The 21,885-nt window shown below is 43.7% G+C and carries 24 protein-coding genes; 6 read left to right on the top strand and 18 right to left on the bottom strand.

What is annotated here, in order from left to right:
* Positions 1-143 precede the first annotated feature (143 nt).
* The 5 genes from msrC to LFYK43_RS02140 all read left to right on the top strand — a co-directional run bounded on the left by msrC (position 144) and on the right by LFYK43_RS02140 (position 4,201).
* Positions 144-593, top strand: coding sequence for a free L-methionine (R)-S-oxide reductase MsrC (gene msrC, locus LFYK43_RS02120; RefSeq protein ID WP_124974956.1), 450 nt, complete (start codon positions 144-146; stop codon positions 591-593).
* 250 nt (positions 594-843) lie between these two features.
* Positions 844-1,455 carry a 30S ribosomal protein S4 gene (gene rpsD / locus LFYK43_RS02125; protein ID WP_124974958.1) on the top strand — a complete coding sequence of 204 codons (612 nt, stop codon included), beginning with the start codon at positions 844-846 and terminating at the stop codon, positions 1,453-1,455.
* A 177-nt stretch (positions 1,456-1,632) separates the two neighbouring features.
* Entirely contained in the window at positions 1,633-2,919 is a 1,287-nt protein-coding gene (locus tag LFYK43_RS02130) for a replication-associated recombination protein A (protein ID WP_124974959.1), read from the top strand.
* 413 nt (positions 2,920-3,332) lie between these two features.
* Positions 3,333-3,620 (top strand): hypothetical protein, encoded by a 288-nt coding sequence (locus LFYK43_RS02135; protein WP_124974961.1) that lies wholly within the window; start codon positions 3,333-3,335, stop codon positions 3,618-3,620.
* A gap of 86 nt (positions 3,621-3,706) precedes the next feature.
* The gene (locus LFYK43_RS02140; RefSeq protein WP_124974963.1) at positions 3,707-4,201 is read left to right on the top strand and encodes a universal stress protein; all 495 of its coding nucleotides are present in this window, start codon (positions 3,707-3,709) and stop codon (positions 4,199-4,201) included.
* Between the two features lie 94 nt (positions 4,202-4,295).
* On the opposite strand, the gene LFYK43_RS02145 is transcribed toward LFYK43_RS02140, so the two are convergent.
* Both LFYK43_RS02145 and LFYK43_RS02150 read right to left on the bottom strand, forming a co-directional pair.
* Positions 4,296-4,853: a DNA-3-methyladenine glycosylase I gene (locus LFYK43_RS02145; protein ID WP_124974965.1), complete on the bottom strand. Its 558-nt coding sequence runs from the start codon at positions 4,851-4,853 to the stop codon at positions 4,296-4,298.
* An 87-nt stretch (positions 4,854-4,940) separates the two neighbouring features.
* On the bottom strand, positions 4,941-5,789 hold the full coding sequence (locus LFYK43_RS02150) for a phosphotransferase (protein WP_124974967.1): 849 nt from the start codon (positions 5,787-5,789) through the stop codon (positions 4,941-4,943).
* 380 nt (positions 5,790-6,169) lie between these two features.
* Here LFYK43_RS02150 and LFYK43_RS02155 point away from each other — a divergent pair, with 380 nt between their 5' ends.
* A complete protein-coding gene (locus LFYK43_RS02155; protein WP_229717887.1) occupies positions 6,170-7,747 on the top strand; it encodes an APC family permease in 1,578 nt (525 codons plus the stop codon).
* Positions 7,748-7,804: 57 nt separating this feature from the next.
* Here the strand turns inward: LFYK43_RS02155 and LFYK43_RS02160 are convergent, their stop codons facing one another.
* The 16 genes from LFYK43_RS02160 to LFYK43_RS02235 form a co-directional block, all read right to left on the bottom strand.
* A complete protein-coding gene (locus tag LFYK43_RS02160; RefSeq protein ID WP_124974971.1) occupies positions 7,805-8,284 on the bottom strand; it encodes a GNAT family N-acetyltransferase in 480 nt (159 codons plus the stop codon).
* 125 nt (positions 8,285-8,409) lie between these two features.
* The gene (gene sufB / locus LFYK43_RS02165; RefSeq protein ID WP_124974973.1) at positions 8,410-9,813 is read right to left on the bottom strand and encodes a Fe-S cluster assembly protein SufB; all 1,404 of its coding nucleotides are present in this window, start codon (positions 9,811-9,813) and stop codon (positions 8,410-8,412) included.
* Positions 9,806-10,252, bottom strand: a complete 447-nt coding sequence (sufU, locus tag LFYK43_RS02170) for a Fe-S cluster assembly sulfur transfer protein SufU (protein ID WP_124974975.1) — start codon at positions 10,250-10,252, stop codon at positions 9,806-9,808. The genes sufB and sufU overlap by 8 nt, the downstream gene beginning before the upstream one ends.
* A complete protein-coding gene (locus tag LFYK43_RS02175; RefSeq protein ID WP_124974977.1) occupies positions 10,239-11,477 on the bottom strand; it encodes a cysteine desulfurase in 1,239 nt (412 codons plus the stop codon). Before LFYK43_RS02175 ends, sufU begins: the two co-directional genes overlap by 14 nt.
* The gene (sufD, locus tag LFYK43_RS02180; RefSeq protein WP_124974979.1) at positions 11,458-12,741 is read right to left on the bottom strand and encodes a Fe-S cluster assembly protein SufD; all 1,284 of its coding nucleotides are present in this window, start codon (positions 12,739-12,741) and stop codon (positions 11,458-11,460) included. The genes LFYK43_RS02175 and sufD overlap by 20 nt, the downstream gene beginning before the upstream one ends.
* A gap of 11 nt (positions 12,742-12,752) precedes the next feature.
* Positions 12,753-13,535, bottom strand: coding sequence for a Fe-S cluster assembly ATPase SufC (gene sufC / locus LFYK43_RS02185; protein WP_124974981.1), 783 nt, complete (start codon positions 13,533-13,535; stop codon positions 12,753-12,755).
* A gap of 112 nt (positions 13,536-13,647) precedes the next feature.
* Positions 13,648-14,004: an arsenate reductase family protein gene (locus LFYK43_RS02190; protein ID WP_124974983.1), complete on the bottom strand. Its 357-nt coding sequence runs from the start codon at positions 14,002-14,004 to the stop codon at positions 13,648-13,650.
* A 202-nt stretch (positions 14,005-14,206) separates the two neighbouring features.
* Entirely contained in the window at positions 14,207-15,403 is a 1,197-nt protein-coding gene (locus LFYK43_RS02195; RefSeq protein WP_174713953.1) for an FtsW/RodA/SpoVE family cell cycle protein, read from the bottom strand.
* 44 nt (positions 15,404-15,447) lie between these two features.
* Positions 15,448-15,666: a DUF2969 domain-containing protein gene (locus LFYK43_RS02200; RefSeq protein WP_124974987.1), complete on the bottom strand. Its 219-nt coding sequence runs from the start codon at positions 15,664-15,666 to the stop codon at positions 15,448-15,450.
* Complete coding sequence (gene yidD / locus LFYK43_RS02205) at positions 15,644-15,946, bottom strand: membrane protein insertion efficiency factor YidD (RefSeq protein WP_124974989.1); 303 nt, start codon at positions 15,944-15,946, stop codon at positions 15,644-15,646. Before yidD ends, LFYK43_RS02200 begins: the two co-directional genes overlap by 23 nt.
* 16 nt (positions 15,947-15,962) lie before the next feature.
* Positions 15,963-16,955 (bottom strand): rod shape-determining protein, encoded by a 993-nt coding sequence (locus tag LFYK43_RS02210; protein WP_124974991.1) that lies wholly within the window; start codon positions 16,953-16,955, stop codon positions 15,963-15,965.
* A 261-nt stretch (positions 16,956-17,216) separates the two neighbouring features.
* Positions 17,217-18,521, bottom strand: a complete 1,305-nt coding sequence (murA, locus tag LFYK43_RS02215; protein WP_124974992.1) for a UDP-N-acetylglucosamine 1-carboxyvinyltransferase — start codon at positions 18,519-18,521, stop codon at positions 17,217-17,219.
* A 51-nt stretch (positions 18,522-18,572) separates the two neighbouring features.
* A complete protein-coding gene (locus LFYK43_RS02220; RefSeq protein WP_124974994.1) occupies positions 18,573-18,809 on the bottom strand; it encodes a DUF1146 family protein in 237 nt (78 codons plus the stop codon).
* A 275-nt stretch (positions 18,810-19,084) separates the two neighbouring features.
* Complete coding sequence (locus tag LFYK43_RS02225; RefSeq protein ID WP_124974996.1) at positions 19,085-19,504, bottom strand: F0F1 ATP synthase subunit epsilon; 420 nt, start codon at positions 19,502-19,504, stop codon at positions 19,085-19,087.
* Positions 19,505-19,518: 14 nt separating this feature from the next.
* Positions 19,519-20,925, bottom strand: a complete 1,407-nt coding sequence (atpD, locus tag LFYK43_RS02230; protein ID WP_124974998.1) for a F0F1 ATP synthase subunit beta — start codon at positions 20,923-20,925, stop codon at positions 19,519-19,521.
* A 20-nt stretch (positions 20,926-20,945) separates the two neighbouring features.
* Positions 20,946-21,878: a F0F1 ATP synthase subunit gamma gene (locus tag LFYK43_RS02235; RefSeq protein WP_124975000.1), complete on the bottom strand. Its 933-nt coding sequence runs from the start codon at positions 21,876-21,878 to the stop codon at positions 20,946-20,948.
* Positions 21,879-21,885: the final 7 nt, after the last annotated feature.

The raw sequence follows: 21,885 nt of genomic DNA on the forward strand, positions 1-21,885 counted from the left end.
CAGCCTTCCACATTAGCTGCAAAGACATGTTAAATTAAAATCTGCTTTTTTAGTTGATATTCGTGCAGATCCCGTTTAAAATTTACTTCTAATTATATCATAACAATAGTAGTTTATATACGATTTTAATGGAGGAATTTGATTTGAGCGATTCATTATTAGCATTACAAGTAGACGCTCTTCTAGAAAACGAGCATGATTTGGTCGCCAATTTAGCCAATTCGGCTGCCCTGCTCTATCAGGAGCTTCCTGATATCAATTGGGCCGGATATTATCTTTATGATAAAACTAACCAACAACTTAACCTCGGTCCTTTTCAAGGAAAAGTTGCCTGCATGCATATCGAACTAGGCAGCGGTGTCTGCGGGAGCGCCTTTGCCAGTCAAAAGATCCAGCGAGTCGCAAACGTCCATGAATTTCCCGGTCATATCGCCTGTGACTCTGCCAGCAATTCCGAGATCGTTTTGCCTCTCACCAAAAATAGCCAACAAATTGGTGTTTTAGACATTGATTCACCTTTGTTGGACCGTTTTAGCCCCGAGGATGAAGATAATTTGACTGAATTCAGAAACCGGCTGCTGGAACACCTTTAATTTTCTCCTGCTTTTTACTCCATCAAGACTAAAGACCACCCACTTAAGGCTTGACTTTTACCTGTCAGGCTGGTATGTTAGCAGTTGTGTAAAATAATGCAGCAGTAAACGGTAAGAACGTCAACAGTTCGTTGCCCCTTAGGGTATGGCTAGTAACTTTTCGGCTGCAAAAGCGAACGTTCAGAACAAACTGCACGAATACTAAGTTTACAGGATTATTTTACTCCAAAAAAATTATTGGAGGAATTACATTATGCGTTATACAGGTCCAGCTTGGAAAGTTTCTCGTCGTTTAGGTGTTTCACTTTCCGGCACAGGTAAAGAATTAGCTCGTCGTCCATATGCACCAGGTCAACACGGTCAAAACAACCGCCGTAAACTTTCAGAATACGGTCTTCAGTTACAAGAAAAGCAAAAATTACGTATGACATACGGTTTGTCAGAACGTCAATTCCATAACCTTTTCTTGAAGGCTGGTAAGATCCGTGAAGGTAAGCACGGTGATAACTTCATGATCTTGTTGGAACGTCGTTTGGATAACGTTGTTTTCCGTTTAGGTTTAGCAACGACTCGTCGCCAAGCACGTCAGCTTGTTAACCATGGTCACATCACAGTTGATGGCCAACGCGTTGACATCCCTTCTTTTGAAGTAAAACCTGGACAAGTTATTTCTTTGCGCGAACGTTCAAAGAACTTGCAAGTTGTTAAGGATGCTTTGGAAGCAGTTGTTGGTCGTCCTGCATTTGTTTCATTTGATGATAACAAATTAGAAGGTTCACTCGTTCGTTTGCCAGAACGTGAAGAATTGGATGCTAATATCGACGAAGCTCTGATCGTTGAATACTACAACCAACTTGGTTAATTTCTTTAAAAAGCTCGCTTTGCGGGCTTTTTTTGTACCCTTTTCAGCCTTTTTTGCACTATACAAGTTTCTTGGTGAAAAGTTACCTTGTCACTGAATCTAGCGCGAAATCGCCGCTTAAATTAGAATTTGCCTAATACAATAATCTATACAAATACAGTTTGAAGGAGGGTTCAAGTGAAACCATTAGCTTACCGGATGCGTCCCACTAAAATTGATGAAGTCGTCGGTCAAAAGCATCTAGTTGGCCCTGGGAAGATCATCGCGCGAATGGTTAAAGCCAGACTGCTAACTTCGATGATCCTCTATGGGCCTCCAGGAACTGGTAAAACTAGTATTGCAAGTGCGATCGCGGGTTCTACAAAATACGCCTTCCGTGCCTTAAACGCTGCAACTGACTCAAAAAAAGAGCTTGAAGCTGTTGTGGCAGAAGCCAAAATGAGCGGCACGGTCGTTTTGATGCTAGATGAGATCCATCGACTGACCAAACCCAAACAGGATTTCTTGTTGCCGCACTTAGAAAATGGACGGATCATTCTGATCGGTGCCACAACTGAAAACCCATATATCTCGATCAGTCCAGCGATCCGCAGCAGAACCCAAATTTTTGAGGTCAAACCATTAAGTCCCGCTGATATAAAAGAAGCAATCGAGCGTGCCTTACACGATAGTCAAAACGGCTTGGGTCAAATGAAGATCAAATTAACCCCTGCTGCAATGGATCATCTGACTAACGCGACCCATGGCGATCTGCGCAGTACTTTAAATGCATTAGAATTAGCCGCGAAGTCTACCGAACCGGAGCAAGAAAGCGCCACGATCACATTGGATCTGTCTGTTGTCGAAGAGTGTCTGCAAAGAAAGGCTTTAGTCCAAGATAAAAACGGTGACGCACACTACGACGTGATCTCAGCCTTTCAAAAATCGATCCGCGGCTCAGACGCTGATGCAGCCTTGCATTATTTGGCTCGTCTTTTAGAGGCTGGAGATATGATCTCGGTTGATCGGCGGCTTTTAACGATTGCTTATGAGGATATCGGTCTAGCTAACCCGCAAGCAGCTGCTAGAACTGTGAATGCCGTGACGGCTGCGGAAAAAATTGGTTTGCCTGAAGCTAGGATCCCTTTAGCGAATGCCGTAATCGAGTTATGCCTTTCTCCCAAGTCCAATTCAGCCATTTCAGCAATAGATGCTGCATTAGCGGATATTAGAGCCGGCAATTACGGAGATGTTCCGAATCGTTTAAAAGATTCCCACTACCAGGGAGCAGACCAGCTTGGACATGGAACAGAATATAAATTTCCCCATGATTATCCGCACGACTGGGTCCAACAAGAATATCTGCCAGCAAAATTGCGGACGCGTCAGTATTATCAGCCAAAAGAAAATGGAAAAATCGAACAAGCTTATAAAAAACAGTATGATTCTCTCAGAGCGGCTCAAAAAAATAAAGGTCCCCGTTAAATGAGCGACCCTGTTAAACGTACATTTAATACTCATTTTACGGATCAAGCGCGAAACTGTCTGCTTGAACAAAGCCGGGCACTCACAGAATTGCGCTTTCATGGATGATGTGCTACTATAATTATGAGTTCTGTAGCATACGCGTTTCCTCATCACGTAAGGTTGACCGAACAATTATCAATACACTTGCTTTGCTCCAATAACTTGTAGTCTGGCAAACTCATTTCACTTGAGTCCCACAAACAAGCGCGGAGCAATATTCCTGCATTCTGCGGGTACAACTACCGAGGTAATTAACGGTGCGAACGGAATTACGGCCTAGTTTTCTAGGTCGTTTTTTTGTGTGCCCCTCAATTTTACTGGTTCAAGTTACAGCTAAAATCCTACAGAAATACATATTTAAGGAGAAAAAAATGCACAAGACAGCTTTAGTTTTACTATTTATCATCGCCATCGCACTTTTCATAATCGGTCTGTTCTTATTTAACCACCGCAACCGGCCTTTTTTCATCTTTCACCCTGAAAAGGAACATGGTCTCCGTGTTTTTTGTACCTATTTTGGCGGGTTTGTTCTCTTATGCGCAACAGCAACGATCATCGCGGTCTTTATCGATCTTAATGCCCTCATTTTCCCCCTGCTTTTGGTCGATGCCTTGTGTGCGTTTATCATTCCGTTTGTTTTATGGGCCTATACTTTGTGAAAGTCGCTTCAAAAAAAGCGATTTCACTTTCTTTTTGCTTATAAAAAAGTTAGAATGTAAGTGGAAACATAGAAAGGGTGAGCATCATGTTGCAAAGTTACGAAAATATATTAGTACCTGTTGATGGCTCTTATGAAGCTGAATTAGCCTTTAAAAAAGCTGTCAGCGTCGCTAAAAGAAACGGAGAAAATAGTTCGATCCATTTGGTTCATGTCGTCGATACCCGCGCCTTCCAGAATATTTCTAGTTTTGATACAGCAATGGTAGAAGAAGTCTCTGAGTCAGCGAAAAAGACGATCGAGGGCTATATCGAAGAAGCTAAACAAGACGGCATCAAGAATATTGATTATTCGATCGAGTATGGTGCACCTAAACTCGTGATTGCAAAGGATTTGCCCGCAGAAAAAAATATCGACTTGATCATGATCGGAGCAACAGGCTTGAACGCCGTCGAACGGATCTTAGTCGGTTCAGTGACTGAATACGTCACTCGCAATGCAAATGTCGACGTTTTAGTAGTTAGAACAGACCTGGATAACAAACCTGCCCTGAGCAAGGAACAGCGTAAAGGACAAGACTAAATTCACTTAAAAATAACAAAAGCTGCCATTTCCCCAGATCGAGTCTGAAAGAGACTAAATCTGAACAAAATGGCAGCTTTTTAGCAGAGTTAAGTTAATCATACTTAGCGGAGCATGCTTCCAAATGATCATTGACAAGCCCGGCAGCTTGCATAAATGAATAAATAATAGTTGGACCAACAAATTCAAAACCCATCTTTTTCAAATCGCGAGAAATCGTTTGCGAAAGTTTTGTTTGGGCAGGAACTTCTTCTGGGTGCTGCCAATGATTGATGTGCGGTGTATTGTCGACATAAGCCCAAATCAGCCGGTCGAAACTGCCGCCCTGCTTTTCTAGAGAATTCACAACTTGGGCATTTTTGAGAATGGCATGTATTTTTCTTTTATTGCGGATGATTCTAGCATCTCCGCTGATTGCAGCAATTTCAGGCTGAGTTAACCGGACGATCCTACACGGTTCAAAGTCCCTAAAATCTGCGCGAAATGCAGTCCGCTTGTTTAAAATAGTTTGCCAGCTCAACCCCGCCTGCATCAATTCTAGGCTCAACATCTCAAAGAGCTGCTTGTCGCCATGCAATTCTTTGCCCCACTCTTGATCGTGATAGGTTTTCATATTAGCCGGAGCATTCAATGCCCATCCGCAACTTGTCATAAGATCCCTCCAATTTAATTCACTACTACAAAGTACGAAAAAAATTGTTATTTTTATCAATTATTCGCAAAATATTTCCTAGTTGCTTTAAATTTCTAAAACAGGAACACCAGAAATCACTGTTTCCAACATTTTGTCCGCCATATCGCCAAATTTATCCTGAGAATGCGACTCATGAAAAAGATAAATATCCAAGGCACTCATAAACAATAAGACTTGCTGGCAAGCTTTCTGCGGGATCTCAAATTCCAGCAATGATTGATAGCCAGCGATGAAACTCTGGCGCAATTCCCGGTCCGTGACTTCAAAGAAAAAGAATTTAATAAAATCCTCATACTGGCAGCCAATGTGAGCCCATTCAAAATCAAGCAAAATATACTTGTCCTGATAACGCATGATATTTCTTGTACTGAAGTCCCCATGTAAAACTACTTTTTTTAATTTAGAGTATTCCTGGTCGGCTGCAGGTATATCCTTTTGAACATGCTTCAGCCCCGCCTGCAAAGCCTGCCGGTGCTTCTCATCTCGCACCTGCCCCATCTTTTGCTTGATTTGTTCAGACAAGGGCCGATCATCATGAGGAACTGCCACTTGATCTGTCACTTTTCGATGAAATTCAGCGATCAGCCTGCCATAAATATATGCACGTTCATCGCTCAATTGTTCTTGATCCACATCAGTTAATTGCCGATCTTTTAAAACAACAACGTAATTATCACCAAAAATTACTGTCCCGATAAAAATCTCGGGACAATATTTCTGATCAACATGCTGCTCAGCATAAAAAATATCTTCATTCTTGAAAATTTTAACGAAGAGCTCAGTGTGGTAATATTTACTATATCCAGTCAAATGCTGATTGCCTGCCACATCGTGGATCTTGGTCAGATCAGCTTGGTAATAATCATTTAAAAAGTCAATTAAAACGTTATCCATTAGAACGCACCCTTTTCTAGCGAAGCAATTATTAATGTAATTTTACGTTAAAAAAAAATCTCTCGCAACAAATCAAGCCTTTTCATCAATGCTTTCACACAATTTCCAACTGCCAGAATGACTTTTTCCCGTTGATAACCGCTCTTAGTTGAAAAAAATTTTTCAATTACTTTGATTCAGGGACTTTTTCCTAAGTATTAATTGCACTCTGCCTGTATTTAAGGTACATTATAAACCGTGACTCAAATTTATTTCACAACTTTCATACAATATGTTGGATCCAATTTTCATAAACCATTCATCCAGCAAAATAACAAAAAAAGGACTGAGTTAAATTGGAAGAAAGTGAACACAGATTCATAAGCTGGCCCGTCCTAGCAATGATGGCTTTTGTAACCGTCATCGGTTTTGAAGATATCATGTATAACTTCAAAAACCAAGGTATGGGCGTTATTACCTCTTGGATCATTATGATGTTTCTGTATGTGATCCCATACGCATTAATGGTTGGACAATTGGGATCAATTTTTAATCACGAAGGCGGCGGCTTAAGTTCGTGGATTCGCGGAACAAACGGAGAATTCTTAGGCTACTTTACAGCTTGGACTTACTGGGCAGCTTCTATCCCCTATGTAGTTGACTCAGCTCAATCAGTGATCGTCGGCTTTGGCTGGGCCTTTACCGGCAGCAACGAATTTCAAGCTAAAATGCCGAACTCGCTCTTTACTCTGGTAACTTTTATTATTTTTATTATTTTCATTATTGTTCAAAGGCATCTTGCAAATTCGATGGAAGTTTTATCTACAATTGGCGGTTTTGCAATGTTCGCAATGACGGTCCTCTTTGTTATTCTGTCGATCGTCGGCCTCAGCCAAAGCGGCTGGCATATGGCAACCCAGCCGATGAATATTCATACGATTATTCCTAAATTTGATTTAAAATACCTAACAACCATTGGACTCTTGATTTATGCTGTCAATGGGGCAGAACTAGTGGCACCATTCGTGACCAGGATGAAAAAACCAAAGGTAGAATTTCCTAAGGCCATGATCACTTTAGCTCTAATGACCACTTTCTTGACCATTTTTGGCTCATTTTCACTGGGGATCTTCTTTGACGCCAACCATTTGCCCAATGACTTGAAAATGAACGGCGACTACTATGCTTTCCAAGCCTTGGGTCAACAGTACGGTGTCGGCAACTTATTCATGTACATTTACGCCTGGACTTCAGTGATCTACATGTGTGCCTTACTAGCAGTTTTATTAGACGCAATGACTAGAATGCTGATCGCGGATACCGGCGATAAGTATATGCCTAAGTTTTTGCAAAAGAAAAATGCCAGCGGCTTGCCGATCAACGGTTATATCCTAACCTGCGCACTTTCAGGTTTCATTATGCTGCTGGGAGTCTTTTTGCCTGAAATGAACGACATTTTCAACTGGCTGCTCAACTTAAACGGGATCATTTCGCCCGGAGTGACCTGCTGGATCTTCTTTGCCTTTATGCGCGTCCGTAAAAATTCTGCTAAATATCCTTCTGAATATGTCTTTATTAAAAACGACAAAATTGCTTATGATTTTGGTTTATTCTTACTAGTAGTGACCGCTGCTGCGACCATCTTTGGCATCGCTCCTCAAGATGTTTCAACATATAGCGGGACCTGGTGGTACGAGCTGGTGATCAATATCGTTGCAATTTTCGTTTTGATCGGACTCGGGGCACTCTTGCCTTTGATCAGAAAACGTGAGGAAGAATATGGCATTGCCTTTGACAAAGCACAATGGAGCGCAATGATCGCAACAACTTTGATCGCGATCATTGCCATGGTCTGGCTAGGCGGATCTCACTTTTCAGCGCGGATCACTCTCATCGTAGTGATCGCTGCTGTCGCCCTCTTGCTTCTCTGGTTGATTGGACGCAGAAAGCCTGTACAAACGAACTTGAAGAATAGTTAACTTAGTAAACTAAAAGCATGTTCACCCTGAACCTTGAATCGGGGTGAACATGCTTTTTTAGTTTTCATTCATTTCTATCTTGCCCGAGATTTCATTCAAGCCGTCGGGCACAAGCGGATAGACGTAAAGGTCTGTTTGAGTTTGTTCAGTATCAAAGAAAATTTTCCCAGGACTGCTCTTTTTAAAACCAAACTCGCTGGGATCGATCTGACCAGTCTGCTCCCACAAAACAAAGCGATATCCGGTCCGCAAAGCACGATCCAGCAGTTCATCCAGCAACGGCTTTAACCGCCCGTCTTTTTCTACGATCGGGCCGACCATTAAGCCAACGCTTTGACCCACAAGGATCTGCTGCAAGCTTCCAGTACCGACGACTTCTCCATTCTCAATAGCAACCACTTCTAAAACCGATTGATAGTTGACTTGTTGGCGCAATACCACAGCCTGTCGCCCTAAATGCTGCCGTTTACCGCCTAATTTTTCCAGCAAGATGTCGGCTGCGGCATGCTCCGCCGACTGGATACCCCTAATTTTCACTAATACGACCTGCCTTCCACCGCATAATTTTTTCCATTTGTTGACCTGCTTGCTAATTTGCCGGTTTAGACGCATAAGAAGCTGTAATCATTACCGTTTCAATGATTACAGCTTCTAGTGCTTTTTTATCCCACAGACCCTTCCATCTGATAATTGATCAGACGGTTCAATTCAACTGCATATTCCATTGGCAATTCTTTGGTAAATGGTTCCACAAAGCCCATAATGATCATTTCCGTTGCTTTTTCTTCAGATATCCCGCGGCTCATCAGATAATAGAGCTGTTCCTCAGAGATTTTAGAGACTTTAGCTTCATGTTCCATCGAAACATTGCCGTTTAAAATCTCATTGTACGGGATCGTATCACTAGTGGACTTATCATCCATGATGATCGTGTCGCACTCGACATGAGCAAAAGAACCATCTGATTTGCGCCCAAAACGGACCTGCCCCCGATAATCAACACTGCCCCCATCTTTGCACAAAGATTTGGAGACGATCGAAGAGGAAGTATTTTTCGCATTATGCAGCATACGTGCACCAGTGTCTGAACGAATATCCTTACCAGCAAAGGCGATCGAAAGCATCGTACCTCGAGCGCCTTCTCCGTTTAAGTATACACTCGGATACTTCATAGTGACCTTAGAACCCAGGTTGCCATCGACCCATTCCATAGTGGAATTTTCAAAGGCTTGTGCACGCTTGGTTTCCAAACTATAAACATTATCAGACCAATTCTGAATCGTCGTATAGCGGCAATAGGCGTCCCGTAAAACGTTCACTTCCACCACGGCAGCGTGCAGACTGTCTTGCGAGTAATTCGGGGCAGTACAGCCTTCAACGTAGTTCACGCTTGCACCTTCGTCAACGATGATCAAGGTCCGCTCAAATTGCCCTGAATTACCGGCATTGATCCGGAAATAACTTTGGATAGGCGTCGTGACCTTGACACCTTTAGGGACATAAATAAACGTTCCGCCAGACCACACAGCAGAATTTAAAGCCGCTAATTTGTTGTCCGCCGGCGGCACTAGTTTGCCGAAATATTTTTTGACCAGGTCAGGATATTCCTGCACTGCAGAGTCAGTGTCCATAAATACGATGCCTGTATCCTCAAATTGCTTGCGCATATTGTGATAAACGACCTCTGATTCGTACTGGGCAGAGGACCCGGCTAAATACTTTCTTTCGGCTTGCGGCACACCTAAACGATCAAATGTCCGTTTGATGTCCTCGGGCACATCATCCCAATCCCGCGCTACCTTATCGGAATCGCGGCGGAAATAATTGATCTTATCCAAATCGATCCCAGACAGATCCGGCCCAAATTTAGGCATCGACAGACGTTGGTATATTTTATAAGACTTTAAGCGAAATTCGAGCATCCAATCCGGTTCGTTTTTTGCAGCCGAGATCCGACGCACGGTCTCTTCTGTTAACCCTTCGCCTGTGGTATACAAGGGCTCAATATCATCTTTAAAGCCATACTTATATTCCCCGCCAACTTCAGGGACTGTCCCATTACTCATTTTTCTCACTCTCCTCGATTGCCTGATAAGCAGCTTTCCAAGCCAATGTAGCACATTTGATCCGGGCCGGGAACTGAGAAACACTTTGCAAAATTGAAGCGTCCCCTAAGAGCTGTGCCCGGTCAGGCACATCCTTACCGGTAACCATATCAGAAAATGCCAAAACCATTTTTTCAACTTCTGCAGTTGTCTTGCCCTTGATCTGATCGGTCATCATCGAAGCTGAAGACTGGGAAATCGTACAGCCTGACCCAGTATATGCGGCGTCCTGAATTTTACCGCCCGCAATTTTCAGCTGAATTGTCAAAACATCACCACAAGTCGGATTGCGTAATTCCAGCTCTTCATCGGCATCAGCAAGTTGCCGGTTATTATGCGGGTGCTTGGCATGGTCCATGATGACCTGCCGGTATAAATTATTTAAACTAGAAAGAGCCATTTAAAAAGAACTCCTTTGCATCTAAAATAGCGTTGACTAGGGCATCTGTGTCTTCCTTGGTATTGTACAAGTAAAAGCTCGCCCGAGCAGTCGCGCTGACTCCGAGATATTCCATCAATGGCTGGGCACAATGATGCCCCGCGCGAACGGCTACACCATCCATATCCAGTGCACTGGCAAGATCGTGGGGATGGACCCCGGCTAAATTAAATGACAGTACGCCGGTCCTCAGTTTAGGATCCTGCGGCCCATAAATCGTGATGCCGGGGATAGCTTGTAATTTGGGGAAAAGATCAGCAACCAGATGATGTTCATGTTCGGCGATCTTGTCAGGTCCAACAGAATTCAAATAGTCGATCGCGGCTCCTAGACCGACTACACCAGCGATATTCTGTGTTCCGCCTTCGAATTTATACGGAGGTTCTTTGAAGTCTGTCTGATAAAGCCCGACATTGTTGATCATTTCACCGCCAAATTCAAGCGGCGGCATCTGTGCCAGCAATTCTTTTTTACCCCACAAAACTCCGATCCCAGTCGGCCCCATCATCTTATGACCAGATAAGGCGTAAAAATCGGCTCCCAGCTCACGAACGTCGACTTTCATATGCGGGACTGCCTGTGCCCCATCAACCACCATGATCGCACCATGGTGGTGGGCCAACGCCGCAATTTCTTGAATTGGATTAACCACACCCAAGACATTAGAAGCTTGACATAATGAAACGATAGCCGTTTTGTCAGTGATCACTTTTTGTGCCTCTACCATATCCAACTGCCCATTTTCCGTCAGTCCGATGTACTTCAGTTTGGCACCAGTTTTGGCCGCCAAATTCTGCCAAGGGACAATGTTGCTATGGTGCTCCATATAAGAGAGCACGATTTCATCACCAGGCTGAAGGTGAGTGCTGCCATAGCTGGCGGCAACCCAGTTGAGCGCCTCAGTCGTGCCCTTAGTATAAACAATCTCGTGCGGGTCATCCACGCCTAGCAGACGTGCGGCTTTGCTTCTAACGGCCTCATATTGTTCAGTTGCTCGCTCTGCTAATGTGTGAACTCCCCGGTGCACATTGGCATTGTCAGATTCATAATAATGCTTGATTGCAGCGATCACTGCCTGCGGTTTCTGAGTCGTTGCTGCATTATCCAAATAAACTAACTGTTCATCATTGACTTTTTGCTTTAAAATTGGAAAATCTGCTCGATACTCATTCATCATTTTGTCCATTGACCAGTTTCCTTTCAATCATGTCCGCCAAGATCTGTTGAACTTCCTTGGAAGGCAATGCAGATAAAACAGGGCCAAGAAAACCGCGAATTACTAGTCGTTCTGCAGTTTTTTTGTCAATTCCTCGACTCATTAAGTAATACATTTTTTGCTCATCAACCCGACCAACACTCGCAGCATGACCAGCGATCACATCATTGTCATCGATCAGCAAGATCGGATTTGCATCACCGCGCGCCTTCGTGGACAGCATTAGCACCCGGCTTTCCTGCTGGGCTTCAGCTCCGTGAGCGCCGTGAACGATGTGGCCGATCCCATTGAAAATCAGACTAGAACGTGCCAGGATGACCCCGTGCTGTAAGATATTTCCTAAGGAATGCTGTCCGTAATTGGTGACTCTAGTATCAATGCCTTGAACCTGTTCACCCGTCGAGATCGCAACGACTTTGACCTCAGCGTGGGAAGCAGTCCCAACCAGCTCAGAATCAAAATCTCCTACGATATCTCCATCATTCATCATCCCCATCGACCAGTCGACTCGCGCATCATTTTCCAAATAACCGCGCCGGTTGAGGTAAGTTGTTGTGTGCTGACCTAAACGATCCACACTGGCAAACTTGATCTTACTATTTTGACAGGCGATCACCTCTTCGATGATATTAGCCGTAGTCTCACTAGTGCCGACCGTCCCGGTATTTTCCAGGTATGAGACCTCACTGTTCTCATCTGCAATTAAAAGGAGATGATGAACGTAATCCTGTTTTTCACGTGCATCTTGATAAAAATAAGTTGTCAAAGGTGCCTGCAAAATAACGTTTTTAGGGATATAAATCAGCAAGCCGCTGGTCAAATTCGCCACGTGTTCCGCATTTAACCGGTTTTCCGTCGGCTTAGTCGCTTTGGTCATAAAATATTTTTGCACTAGCTCTGGGTGCTCTTTTAGTGCTGTTGGCCAATCACACACGACTACGCCTTTTTCTGCCCATTCAGCTGGCAGTTTGGCTTGGACCAGTTGCGGTCCAACTTGAACGAAATTTCCCTGCCTAGTTTCTAAATTTAAATCAGCGGTCTGGGAATGCTTGACTGACAGCTCTTGCTTCAAGTTGATGGGCCAGGTCCGATACTTGATTTTTTGAAAATCAGGCAGCACCAACTCTGGGATCTTTTGCCGTGCGGCGACCCGTAATTGTGTAAACCACTCCGGCTCCTGCATCTGCTGGGCATACTCAGCAATATCAGCGTATTCTTGTATCTTGCTTGTCATTGGATGCACCCCTATTCTTCATCAACGAGTTTTACATCTAAGCCTAGCTCATCGCGAAGTCCAGCATAGCCTTCATCTTCCAACTTAACAGCCAATTCGGCGCCACCAGATTTAACGATCTTGCCGCCCATCATGACATGGACAACGTCAGGTTGAATATAATTTAGCAGCCGCTGATAGTGAGTAATAATCAAGGAACCAAATTGCGGTCCGCGCATCTCGTTTACTCCGCGTGAAACCACCTTTAAAGCATCGATGTCCAGCCCAGAATCGATCTCGTCTAAGATTGCAAATTTAGGAGCGATCATCATTAATTGCAAGATCTCATTGCGTTTCTTTTCACCGCCCGAGAAGCCCTCATTCAAATAGCGGTCTGCCATTTCTTGAGTCATATCCAAAGTCTGGAGCGTTTGATCTAATTTTTGCAAAAACTCTGGGATCGGCATTTGATCGTCTTCGGGGCGCCGTGAATTAATTGCTGCGCGGATAAATTCAGCATTAGTGATCCCTGGGATCTCTGCGGGGTATTGCATCGCCAAAAATAAACCGGCCCGTGCCCGCTGATCGACTGGCAGATCAATGATACTTTGGCCATCGATCAAAATATCGCCTTGCAGGATCTCATAATTAGGGTTGCCCATGATCGATTCCGATAAGGTAGACTTCCCAGTCCCATTTGGCCCCATGATAGCGTGGATCTCTCCGGTCGACATTTTTAAGTTGACCCCTTTTAAAATCTCTCTTGATTCTTCTTTTGCTTTAACGTGTAAATCTCTTATTTCTAAAGTAGCCATTCTCAATCTCCTTCAAAACCAAATTTTGCCGGGAAACAGGCAAGTAATGCTAAAACCTTCACATTCATTTTAATGCAAATGAGAATCGTTTTCAATTAGTTTTAGAAAGATTCTAATCAAGCCAATTCTCAGCGTAAATCTCTTCTTTAAACCCACAGGTTAATTTGTCGCCTTCGACCATTAACGGTCGTTTGATCAACTTGCCATCACTAGATAAAAGCGCGGCAGCTTCCGCCAAAGTCAGACTAGGCAACTTATTTTTTAAATTCTGTTCCCGGTAATGCTGACCGCTAGTGTTAAAAAAATATTTTAAAGGTCGCGGCGAGTTTTGCAGCCACTTGAGGATGTCCGCCTTTGCCGGGGGCTGTTCGACTAAATCTTGCGACTCATATTCAACACCATTGGCATCCAGCCATTTTTGCGCTTTTTTGCAGGTTGAACACTTCGAATAACAGTAAAATTTTTTCATTTCTTCTACTCCAATCTGATTTTTGCTCTTAATGTATTCAGTATGGTCGACAAGGAACAAAAAAACAAGTTTTCCTAATTCCATCCCTAGGTTTTTATGTTAATTTTCACTTTTGTGCAAACTCTAGTCTAATTTCGGCAGCAAGCACACAAAAAGCAGCCTGCCTTAAGCCGCAAGGGCTTGCTAACAGACTGCCAAAACATTAATTAAATTCTTCATTGTTGCTAAACATATAACTCTTATAGTGATATCTCATCGACATGATCAAACCGACCCCGAGCATATTACCGATCAGAGCCGAACCCCCTTGACTAACAAAAGGCAGTGGGATCCCGGTCAACGGTAAGAGTCCAATACTCATCCCAATATTTTCAAAAACATGGAAGATGATCATCATGATCACACCTGTCGAAATATAGGCATAAAACTCATTCTTGGTATCAAAAGTCACCTGAATCATCTGGAAAATCAAAAGCAGATAGATAAAAATCAGCACGCAGGAACCAACAAATCCAAAGTTCTCACCAATCACTGAAAAAATCATATCAGATTCCCGCACAGGAACATAAACCTTGGAAACATTGAAGCCCTTTCCCAGCAGCTGCCCGGAGCCGATCGCTTTCATACTCTGCCAGAGCTGGTAGGCACTGGATGAAGTATTGGCTGAAGGATCCAGCCAGGAATCGATCCGTTTGAACTGATAATCTTTAAACCCGATCGACAGCAAAGCAGACCGGTCATAGACAACCAGAAAAATCAGTAAACCGCCAAACAAGGCAACAAGCGCAAAAGTCGGGATAATTATTTTCCAAGATATTCCGGATAAAAGGACAACTCCTCCAAAAATAGCAAAGAAAACCAACATTGTCCCAAAATCGTTTTGCAGCTCAAGCAACACGGCCACGGGCAAGGTCCAAGCAACCATCTTTCCGATCAGCTGCCAATCGCCTTGAATCGTGTGGTTCGGATATTCTGTATTATGTTGTGTCACGACCCGACCTAGCATTAAGATATAAGCCGGTTTCATGACTTCTGACGGTTGGAAAGTCAGCGGCCCGATCGCAAACCAGCTCTTGGCCCCCGTCATCAGGGCATATGACCTGCTATAAAGGAATAAGACCATGATCAGCAAGAAAATTGCCAACCCATATGCGATCGGTGCAACCTTCCATAACTGTTCGGCATCAAACTGCATGACAAAAATCACCAGTCCGATCCCAAGCGCATAAAAGATCGCCTGTGAGATCATCGCCCGGGCGATACTTGTTGTACTGGTATCATGATTAGCTGCAACATAAATCGAAACTATCCCGATCACAGCCAATAACAAAACCGAGAGGATCACGCCCCAATCGATCCGCGAGTCTTCTGCATCATTTCTTCTTAGCTTTGTATTCATAATGAACGAAAACCGCCCCTTTATTTAAATCTTTGCACATAAACTTAGCTATGATGCAGATGGAATTCCCTGATCAAGGCATCTACCCCAGTGGCTTTGTTAGACGTATGGAATTCCTCACCGGAAGGATAAGTGACCACAAATCTTTTACCGTCAGCCTTGATTTTCCCGAGTGAGGTGTTCCCCATAACAAATTCACTGACCGTTTGCCCATCGACTTTTTGCTCTTTTTCTTGAATTTCAATATTTTTTTCTTTGCTCATTTTTCTTCCTCCATTCGGCAGCAGCTGAATCTTCATTGACCCAGTCTAGATTGCGAAAGATAGAAAATTTTTCCGGAACCGGATCATACCCTCCACGGATAAACGGATTACAACGAATGATCCGCGCCAGTGCCATCACCGCACCCAATATCAAACCATGCTTTTCAAGTGCTTGGAGCGCATAGTTGGAACAAGTCGGATAATACCGGCAACTTGGAGGAAATAAAGGAGAGATCACCTTTTGATAAATTTTTATTGGAAAAATCAAAATATTTTTCACAACTACCACCAGCTAATTATTTTAAATCTCTGATCTTATCAGGATGTTTCAGTAAGTAGCCTGTACCCTTTGCAACATCTTGCAAAGGCGATGGAGAAACATTTACTGGAACACCCAACTCGTCTGAAAAAAGTTGTGGAAGCCCATCGATCAAAGCACCGCCGCCGGTCAGCATCACACCATGATCAATAATATCAGCAGCAATTTCAGGAGGGATCTTGCCCAGTAACTCTCTAGCTGCAATCACAATACTCTGAAGCGTATCATGCATTGAGGTTTCGATCTGACTAGATTCTAAGGTGATCTCCTTAGGCAAACCATTGACGATATCACGGCCGCGAACCTGGATCTCTTCCTTGCGATGACCTGGAACCGCTGTCCCGATCTCGATTTTTACTCTTTCGGCCGTGTGCTCTCCGATCAATAAGCCAAAATCTTTCCGTAAGTAATTGACAATATCAGTATTTAGCCGATCCCCGGCAACACGCAAAGAACTGCTTTCAACGATATCTCCCAGAGAAAGAACCGCTAAATCACTAGTTCCTCCACCAATATCAATGACCATGTTGCCTACTGGTTGGAAAATGTCCAGACCAGCTCCAACGGCTGCGACCTTAGGTTCTACATCGACATAAACAGTGCTGCTCCCTGATTTTTCAGCAGCCTGTCTAATGGCTTTTCTTTCGATATCTGTTGTACCTGTAGGGCAGCAGATCAAAATGTTAGGCTTCGACATCAGTCCCTTAACATTCAGCTTTTTGATGAAATATGACAGCATCTGCTCAGTCATATCAAAATCCGCGATCACGCCGTCTTTCAATGGCCGAACTGCACGGATATTACCTGGGGTCCGCCCCACCATCTTATATGCTTCTGATCCAACCGCAAGCACCTTATCAGTGTCTGTATCAATTGCTACAACTGACGGTTCGTCTAAGACGATGCCTTTGTCTTCAACGTTGATCAAAACATTGGCTGTGCCTAGATCGATCCCAATATCTTTTGCCATTCTAGTTCTCCTTTATCTTTTCATTCAATAATGTACTTTAAAATATGTCCAAATAAGTATACCAAATAAACACTCAACTGTACACCGTTCCTATTATAGCAACGTTTTCACGTCAAGACTTGCTTTGCTGTAAACTTAAAATAACATTATATTTTGCCTTGCTTTTCCCCACACTAGGCAACTTTACCGAATTTTTTTATCATGCTTAAAATGCGTTCATCCAAACAATGAACGCATTTTAAATATGACCTGCTAGTTAAATCAATTTTCAGTTTTTTTCTTTAATTCAAGCGGATTATCTGATAAATCATCAATTCGTTTGATCGATGCTCCTAGACCGGCTAGTTTCTCATTAAATTGATAGTAACCGCGGTCAAGATACTTCAGGTTGGTGACCTGGGTGATATTTTTTGCTACCAGTCCCGCTAAGACTAGGGCTGCAGCGGCTCTGAGATCAGAAGCTGCCACTTCCGCCCCTGTAAGCTGGTTAGGTCCCTCCATGATCGCCGAGTCGCCCTCAATTTTGAAATTAGCATTCATGCGCCGCAGCTCTTCAAGATGCATGAACCGATTTTCAAAGACGGTTTCGGTCATCACGCTTGTCCCATCTGCCATCAGCTGCAAGACGGTCATCTGCGGCTGCAAGTCGGTTGGGAAACCTGGGTGCGGCATAGTTTTGACACTTGTTGCCTGCAAAACTTTAGGTCCGATCACCCGGATACCGTCCTCTTCATCTTGAATAACCACATCCATCTCTTCAAGCTTAGAGATCAGTGGTTTATTATGCTCAGCAATCGCATCTTTGATCAAAACATTGCCCTGAGTTAAGGCAGCTGCCACCATAAATGTTCCAGCTTCGATCCGATCTTGAATAATTGCATGCTCCGCCCCGTGTAATGAAGGGACGCCAACAATTCTGATGGTTTCAGTCCCTGCTCCAGTAACCTTAGCACCCATCTGATTCAAGACATTAGCTAAATCAACGATCTCAGGTTCACGGGCGACGTTCTCGATCACCGTCGTTCCTTGCGCAAGAGTCGCAGCCATCATAATGTTTTGTGTGGCACCGACACTTGGAAAGTCCAAATAAATATTGGCCCCGACTAAGCCAGAAGTCGTTGCTTCGATATAGCCATCGTGTTTTTCAATTTTGGCGCCCATGGCCTCCATCCCTTTTAAATGGAGATCAATTGGCCGTGTCCCGATCGCACACCCGCCGGGCATTGCGACCTTGGCATGTTTTAAACGAGCCAAAAGCGGTCCCAAAACTACAATTGAAGCGCGCATTTGCGAAACGTACTTAAATGGAGCTTCATAGGATAAATTTCCAGTTGCATCAACCGTGATTTGCTTATTACTCTCATTAAAATCGACATCTACATTTAAAAAGCGGATCACGTTGTTCATGGTATAAACATCAGATAAAATCGGGACGTTGGTCAAAACCGTTTTTCCTCTGCTTGGCAGTATGCTGGCAGCTAAAATTGGCAAGACTGCATTCTTTGCCCCTTCAATTTCAACATTGCCTTGGAGCTTGTGTCCACCACGGACAATTATTTTTTTCAAGATACTTTCCTCCAGCAATTACATTCATATATTCAAGAAGTTGTTATTTTTTTATGATTTGGTGACAAAATCAGCGAGGTTACGCAAATTATCCACAAAACTAAGGAAAAATTCACTGCATAAAAAACCGATTGCAACAGAAAGCAAAACTAAAACGAGCTTGAATTTCCCCTGTCGTTCGGGTGTGATGTAGCGATCTAAGCGTAACGACTGTATGGCAGAAAAAGATAAAGCGATAAAAACAAAATGACTGCAAATCGTTAAAATTGCCGTAAATCCTAGTGCCAAAGTAAAACCCTCCAAATCGTTATTTCAAAAGACATCATAACATAATAAATTGGTTGTGAGCAACAATTAGGCTAGAGTTGAAGCTTTTCTTAAGGATTCGCAACCACTTGATCTAAGCGAGCAGCTGATTAAATCAGCTGAGGCGGCGCTGCATGATTTTTGAAGATCAAGCTCAAAAAAAGCTGCCCATTCCAGACAGGAATGGACAGCTTACTTGTTAAATCTTAAAACCGGAACTTGCCATCTTATTCAAGAAGAATAATCAGCAGACGGTATTAATGACTTGAGATATTCAAACGGTTCAAAGCACGGCGCAACGAAACTTCTGCCCGGCGTAATTCATCGGGATTATGCGCTTGTTTAGCCTTCTTAACCCGTTCTTGAGCTCTTTGCCGTGCCCGTTCAGCACGTTTAGCATCAATGTTTTCCTTACGTTCAGCAGCTGATGAGATCACGGACAAGACATTATTCGAGAACTCTATAAAGCCGCCGCTCACAGCGATCTCATCAAATTGTTGGTCGCCTTTTCTAACCCGGATCTCATCGATTGCCAGCGAAGCCAGTAACGGCAGCCGGTTAGCCATGATACCAATTTCTCCTTGGGTTGTCTTACAAATGACCAGGTCACTGGTATCTTCGTAAACATTTCCGTCAGGAGTAACGACGTTGACAGTTAATTCAGGTTTGTCATCCATTGGACGTTACCTCCTTAATTGTTTTGCGTCATTTTTTTAGCTTTTTCAACAACTTCTTCGATCTTGCCGACCGAACGGAAAGCATCTTCCGGCAAATCATCGTATTTACCTTCAAGGATCTCCTTAAAGCCTTTAACTGTTTCCTCTAATGGTACATAAGCACCTGGGAGACCAGTAAAGTTTTCGGCAACGTGGAAGTTTTGTGAAAGGAAGAATTGGATCCGGCGTGCACGGTTAACGATGATTTTTTCTTCATCAGATAATTCGTCCATCCCAAGGATCGAAATAATATCTTGCAATTCACGGTAGCGCTGCAGCACGTGCTGAACTTCAGTCGCAACTTGATAATGCTCTTCCCCGACAATTTCGGGTGTTAAAGCAACAGAAGTTGAGGCCAATGGATCCACAGCCGGGTAGATCCCCTGCTGGGTCAATGAACGTTCCAAGTTAGTGGTGGCGTCCAAATGCGCGAATGTTGTTGCTGGAGCAGGGTCAGTATAGTCATCGGCAGGCACATAAACCGCCTGGATCGAAGTAACTGAACCCTTTTTAGTTGAGGTGATCCGTTCCTGCAGCTGACCCATTTCAGTAGCTAAAGTTGGCTGATAACCAACGGCTGAAGGGATCCGGCCAAGCAAAGCAGAAACTTCTGAACCAGCCTGGGTAAAGCGGAAGATGTTATCAATAAAGAGTAGCACATCTTGGCCTTCAACGTCACGGAAATATTCAGCGATCGTCAACCCAGTCAACGCAACACGCATCCGGGCTCCAGGCGGCTCATTCATCTGACCAAAGACCATGGCTGTTTTTTCCAAAACACCTGACTCTTTCATTTCATAATAGAGGTCATTACCTTCACGTGTTCTTTCACCAACACCGGTAAAGACAGAAATACCATTATGCTCTTGCGCGATGTTATGGATCAATTCCTGGATCAAAACGGTTTTGCCAACACCGGCGCCGCCAAACAAACCAATCTTACCGCCACGAACATATGGCGCTAACAAATCAATAACTTTGATCCCAGTTTCCAAAATTTCAGTACTTGTATTTAATTCATCATATGCAGGTGCATCGCGGTGAATTGGATCGCGACGGTGATCTGCATCAAAATCAGGCCCATTATCAATGGTATCCCCTAGTACGTTGAACACACGTCCAAGCGTATCTTTCCCAACTGGGACACTGATCGAAGCTCCTAAATCAGTTACGGTTGCCCCGCGCTTCAAGCCATCGGAAGAATCCATGGCAATCGTACGCATAACTCCATCACCTAATTCAAGTGCAACTTCGACAACTAATTGTGTTCCATCATCACGTTTAACAGTCAACGCATTATTAACGTCGGGTAAAGATTCATTCAGAGGAAATTGTACATCAACAACTGGTCCGATAACTTGAACAACTTTACCAGAACTCATTGTTTTAAAACCTCCTATTTCTATTCTAAGGCTGCTTGAGCACCTGTGATCTCGGTGATCTCAGTTGTAATAGCACTCTGGCGCGCACGGTTATACTGCAGCTGCAAGCTAGCAATGATATCATTAGCATTATCTGAAGCCGACCGCATGGCAGTCGAACTGGAGGCATGCTCTGAAGTCTTAGCATCAAGCATTGCACCATAAAGTAAACTTTCAGCATACTGCGGCAAAATCACTTCTAAAATTGCTTCTTCAGAAGGTTCTGTATCGTATTGCAGCTGATAGCCAGAGGAACTAGTCTCTTCCAAGCCTTCACTGCCAATATTTTCAGCAGAGATCGGCAGCATTTGCTCACCACGGAAGGTCGAAGTTAATGAATTGACAAAATGATTGTAGCAGACAAACAATTCATCAAATCTTTCACTCTGATACATCCTTAAAATCGTCCGGACGATCGGGCGCACTTCTCTAAACGTCGGAACATCGCTTAATTCACGGAACTCATAAACGATATCGTAACCGCGCTTCTTAAAGAAGTCTGCACCTATACCGCCGATCGCAACGATCTCAATGTCATCTTGAGAATGATGATTATCTGAGATCAATTGCAATGTTTGTTTGATCACATTGCTGTTATAGCTGCCGACCAGGCCGCGATCCGATGTAATAACAACCAGCCCTGTTTTTTTAACTGGGCGCTGTTTTAACATCGACAAGGTGTTAAACTGGTCTTTTTTGACAGCTTCAGCAGGCTCGACATTTTCAAGCAAATGCGATGCCGCTAGGTGGGTAATGACATTCCGGATCTTAGAAGCATAGACTTGATAACTAGTCGTATGCTTTTGAATCTGATTCAGCTTAGCCGTAGAAACCATCTGCATAGCAGCAGTGATCTGCCCGGTTTTTTTCGTTGAGGAGATCCTGCGTTTGACCTCTTGCAAAGATGCTGACATCAGTTGT

Origin of the sequence: Ligilactobacillus salitolerans (assembly GCF_003864415.1) — a bacterium.
Classification (GTDB): Bacteria; Bacillota; Bacilli; order Lactobacillales; family Lactobacillaceae; genus Ligilactobacillus; species Ligilactobacillus salitolerans.

Coding starts and splice junctions, on each gene's coding strand:
- LFYK43_RS02140 (WP_124974963.1), top strand. CDS start 3,707: ATGTTGCAAAGTTACGAAAATATATTAGTACCTGTTGATGGCTCTTAT.
- sufB (WP_124974973.1), bottom strand. CDS start 9,813: ATGAGTAATGGGACAGTCCCTGAAGTTGGCGGGGAATATAAGTATGGC.
- LFYK43_RS02210 (WP_124974991.1), bottom strand. CDS start 16,955: ATGGCAAAAGATATTGGGATCGATCTAGGCACAGCCAATGTTTTGATC.
- LFYK43_RS02235 (WP_124975000.1), bottom strand. CDS start 21,878: ATGTCAGCATCTTTGCAAGAGGTCAAACGCAGGATCTCCTCAACGAAA.
- LFYK43_RS02195 (WP_174713953.1), bottom strand. CDS start 15,403: ATGAATACAAAGCTAAGAAGAAATGATGCAGAAGACTCGCGGATCGAT.
- LFYK43_RS02200 (WP_124974987.1), bottom strand. CDS start 15,666: ATGAGCAAAGAAAAAAATATTGAAATTCAAGAAAAAGAGCAAAAAGTC.
- sufC (WP_124974981.1), bottom strand. CDS start 13,535: ATGGCTACTTTAGAAATAAGAGATTTACACGTTAAAGCAAAAGAAGAA.
- LFYK43_RS02175 (WP_124974977.1), bottom strand. CDS start 11,477: ATGGACAAAATGATGAATGAGTATCGAGCAGATTTTCCAATTTTAAAG.
- LFYK43_RS02155 (WP_229717887.1), top strand. CDS start 6,170: ATGATGGCTTTTGTAACCGTCATCGGTTTTGAAGATATCATGTATAAC.
- LFYK43_RS02190 (WP_124974983.1), bottom strand. CDS start 14,004: ATGAAAAAATTTTACTGTTATTCGAAGTGTTCAACCTGCAAAAAAGCG.
- LFYK43_RS02150 (WP_124974967.1), bottom strand. CDS start 5,789: ATGGATAACGTTTTAATTGACTTTTTAAATGATTATTACCAAGCTGAT.
- LFYK43_RS02145 (WP_124974965.1), bottom strand. CDS start 4,853: ATGACAAGTTGCGGATGGGCATTGAATGCTCCGGCTAATATGAAAACC.
- sufU (WP_124974975.1), bottom strand. CDS start 10,252: ATGGCTCTTTCTAGTTTAAATAATTTATACCGGCAGGTCATCATGGAC.
- sufD (WP_124974979.1), bottom strand. CDS start 12,741: ATGACAAGCAAGATACAAGAATACGCTGATATTGCTGAGTATGCCCAG.
- atpD (WP_124974998.1), bottom strand. CDS start 20,925: ATGAGTTCTGGTAAAGTTGTTCAAGTTATCGGACCAGTTGTTGATGTA.
- LFYK43_RS02225 (WP_124974996.1), bottom strand. CDS start 19,504: ATGGATGACAAACCTGAATTAACTGTCAACGTCGTTACTCCTGACGGA.
- LFYK43_RS02135 (WP_124974961.1), top strand. CDS start 3,333: ATGCACAAGACAGCTTTAGTTTTACTATTTATCATCGCCATCGCACTT.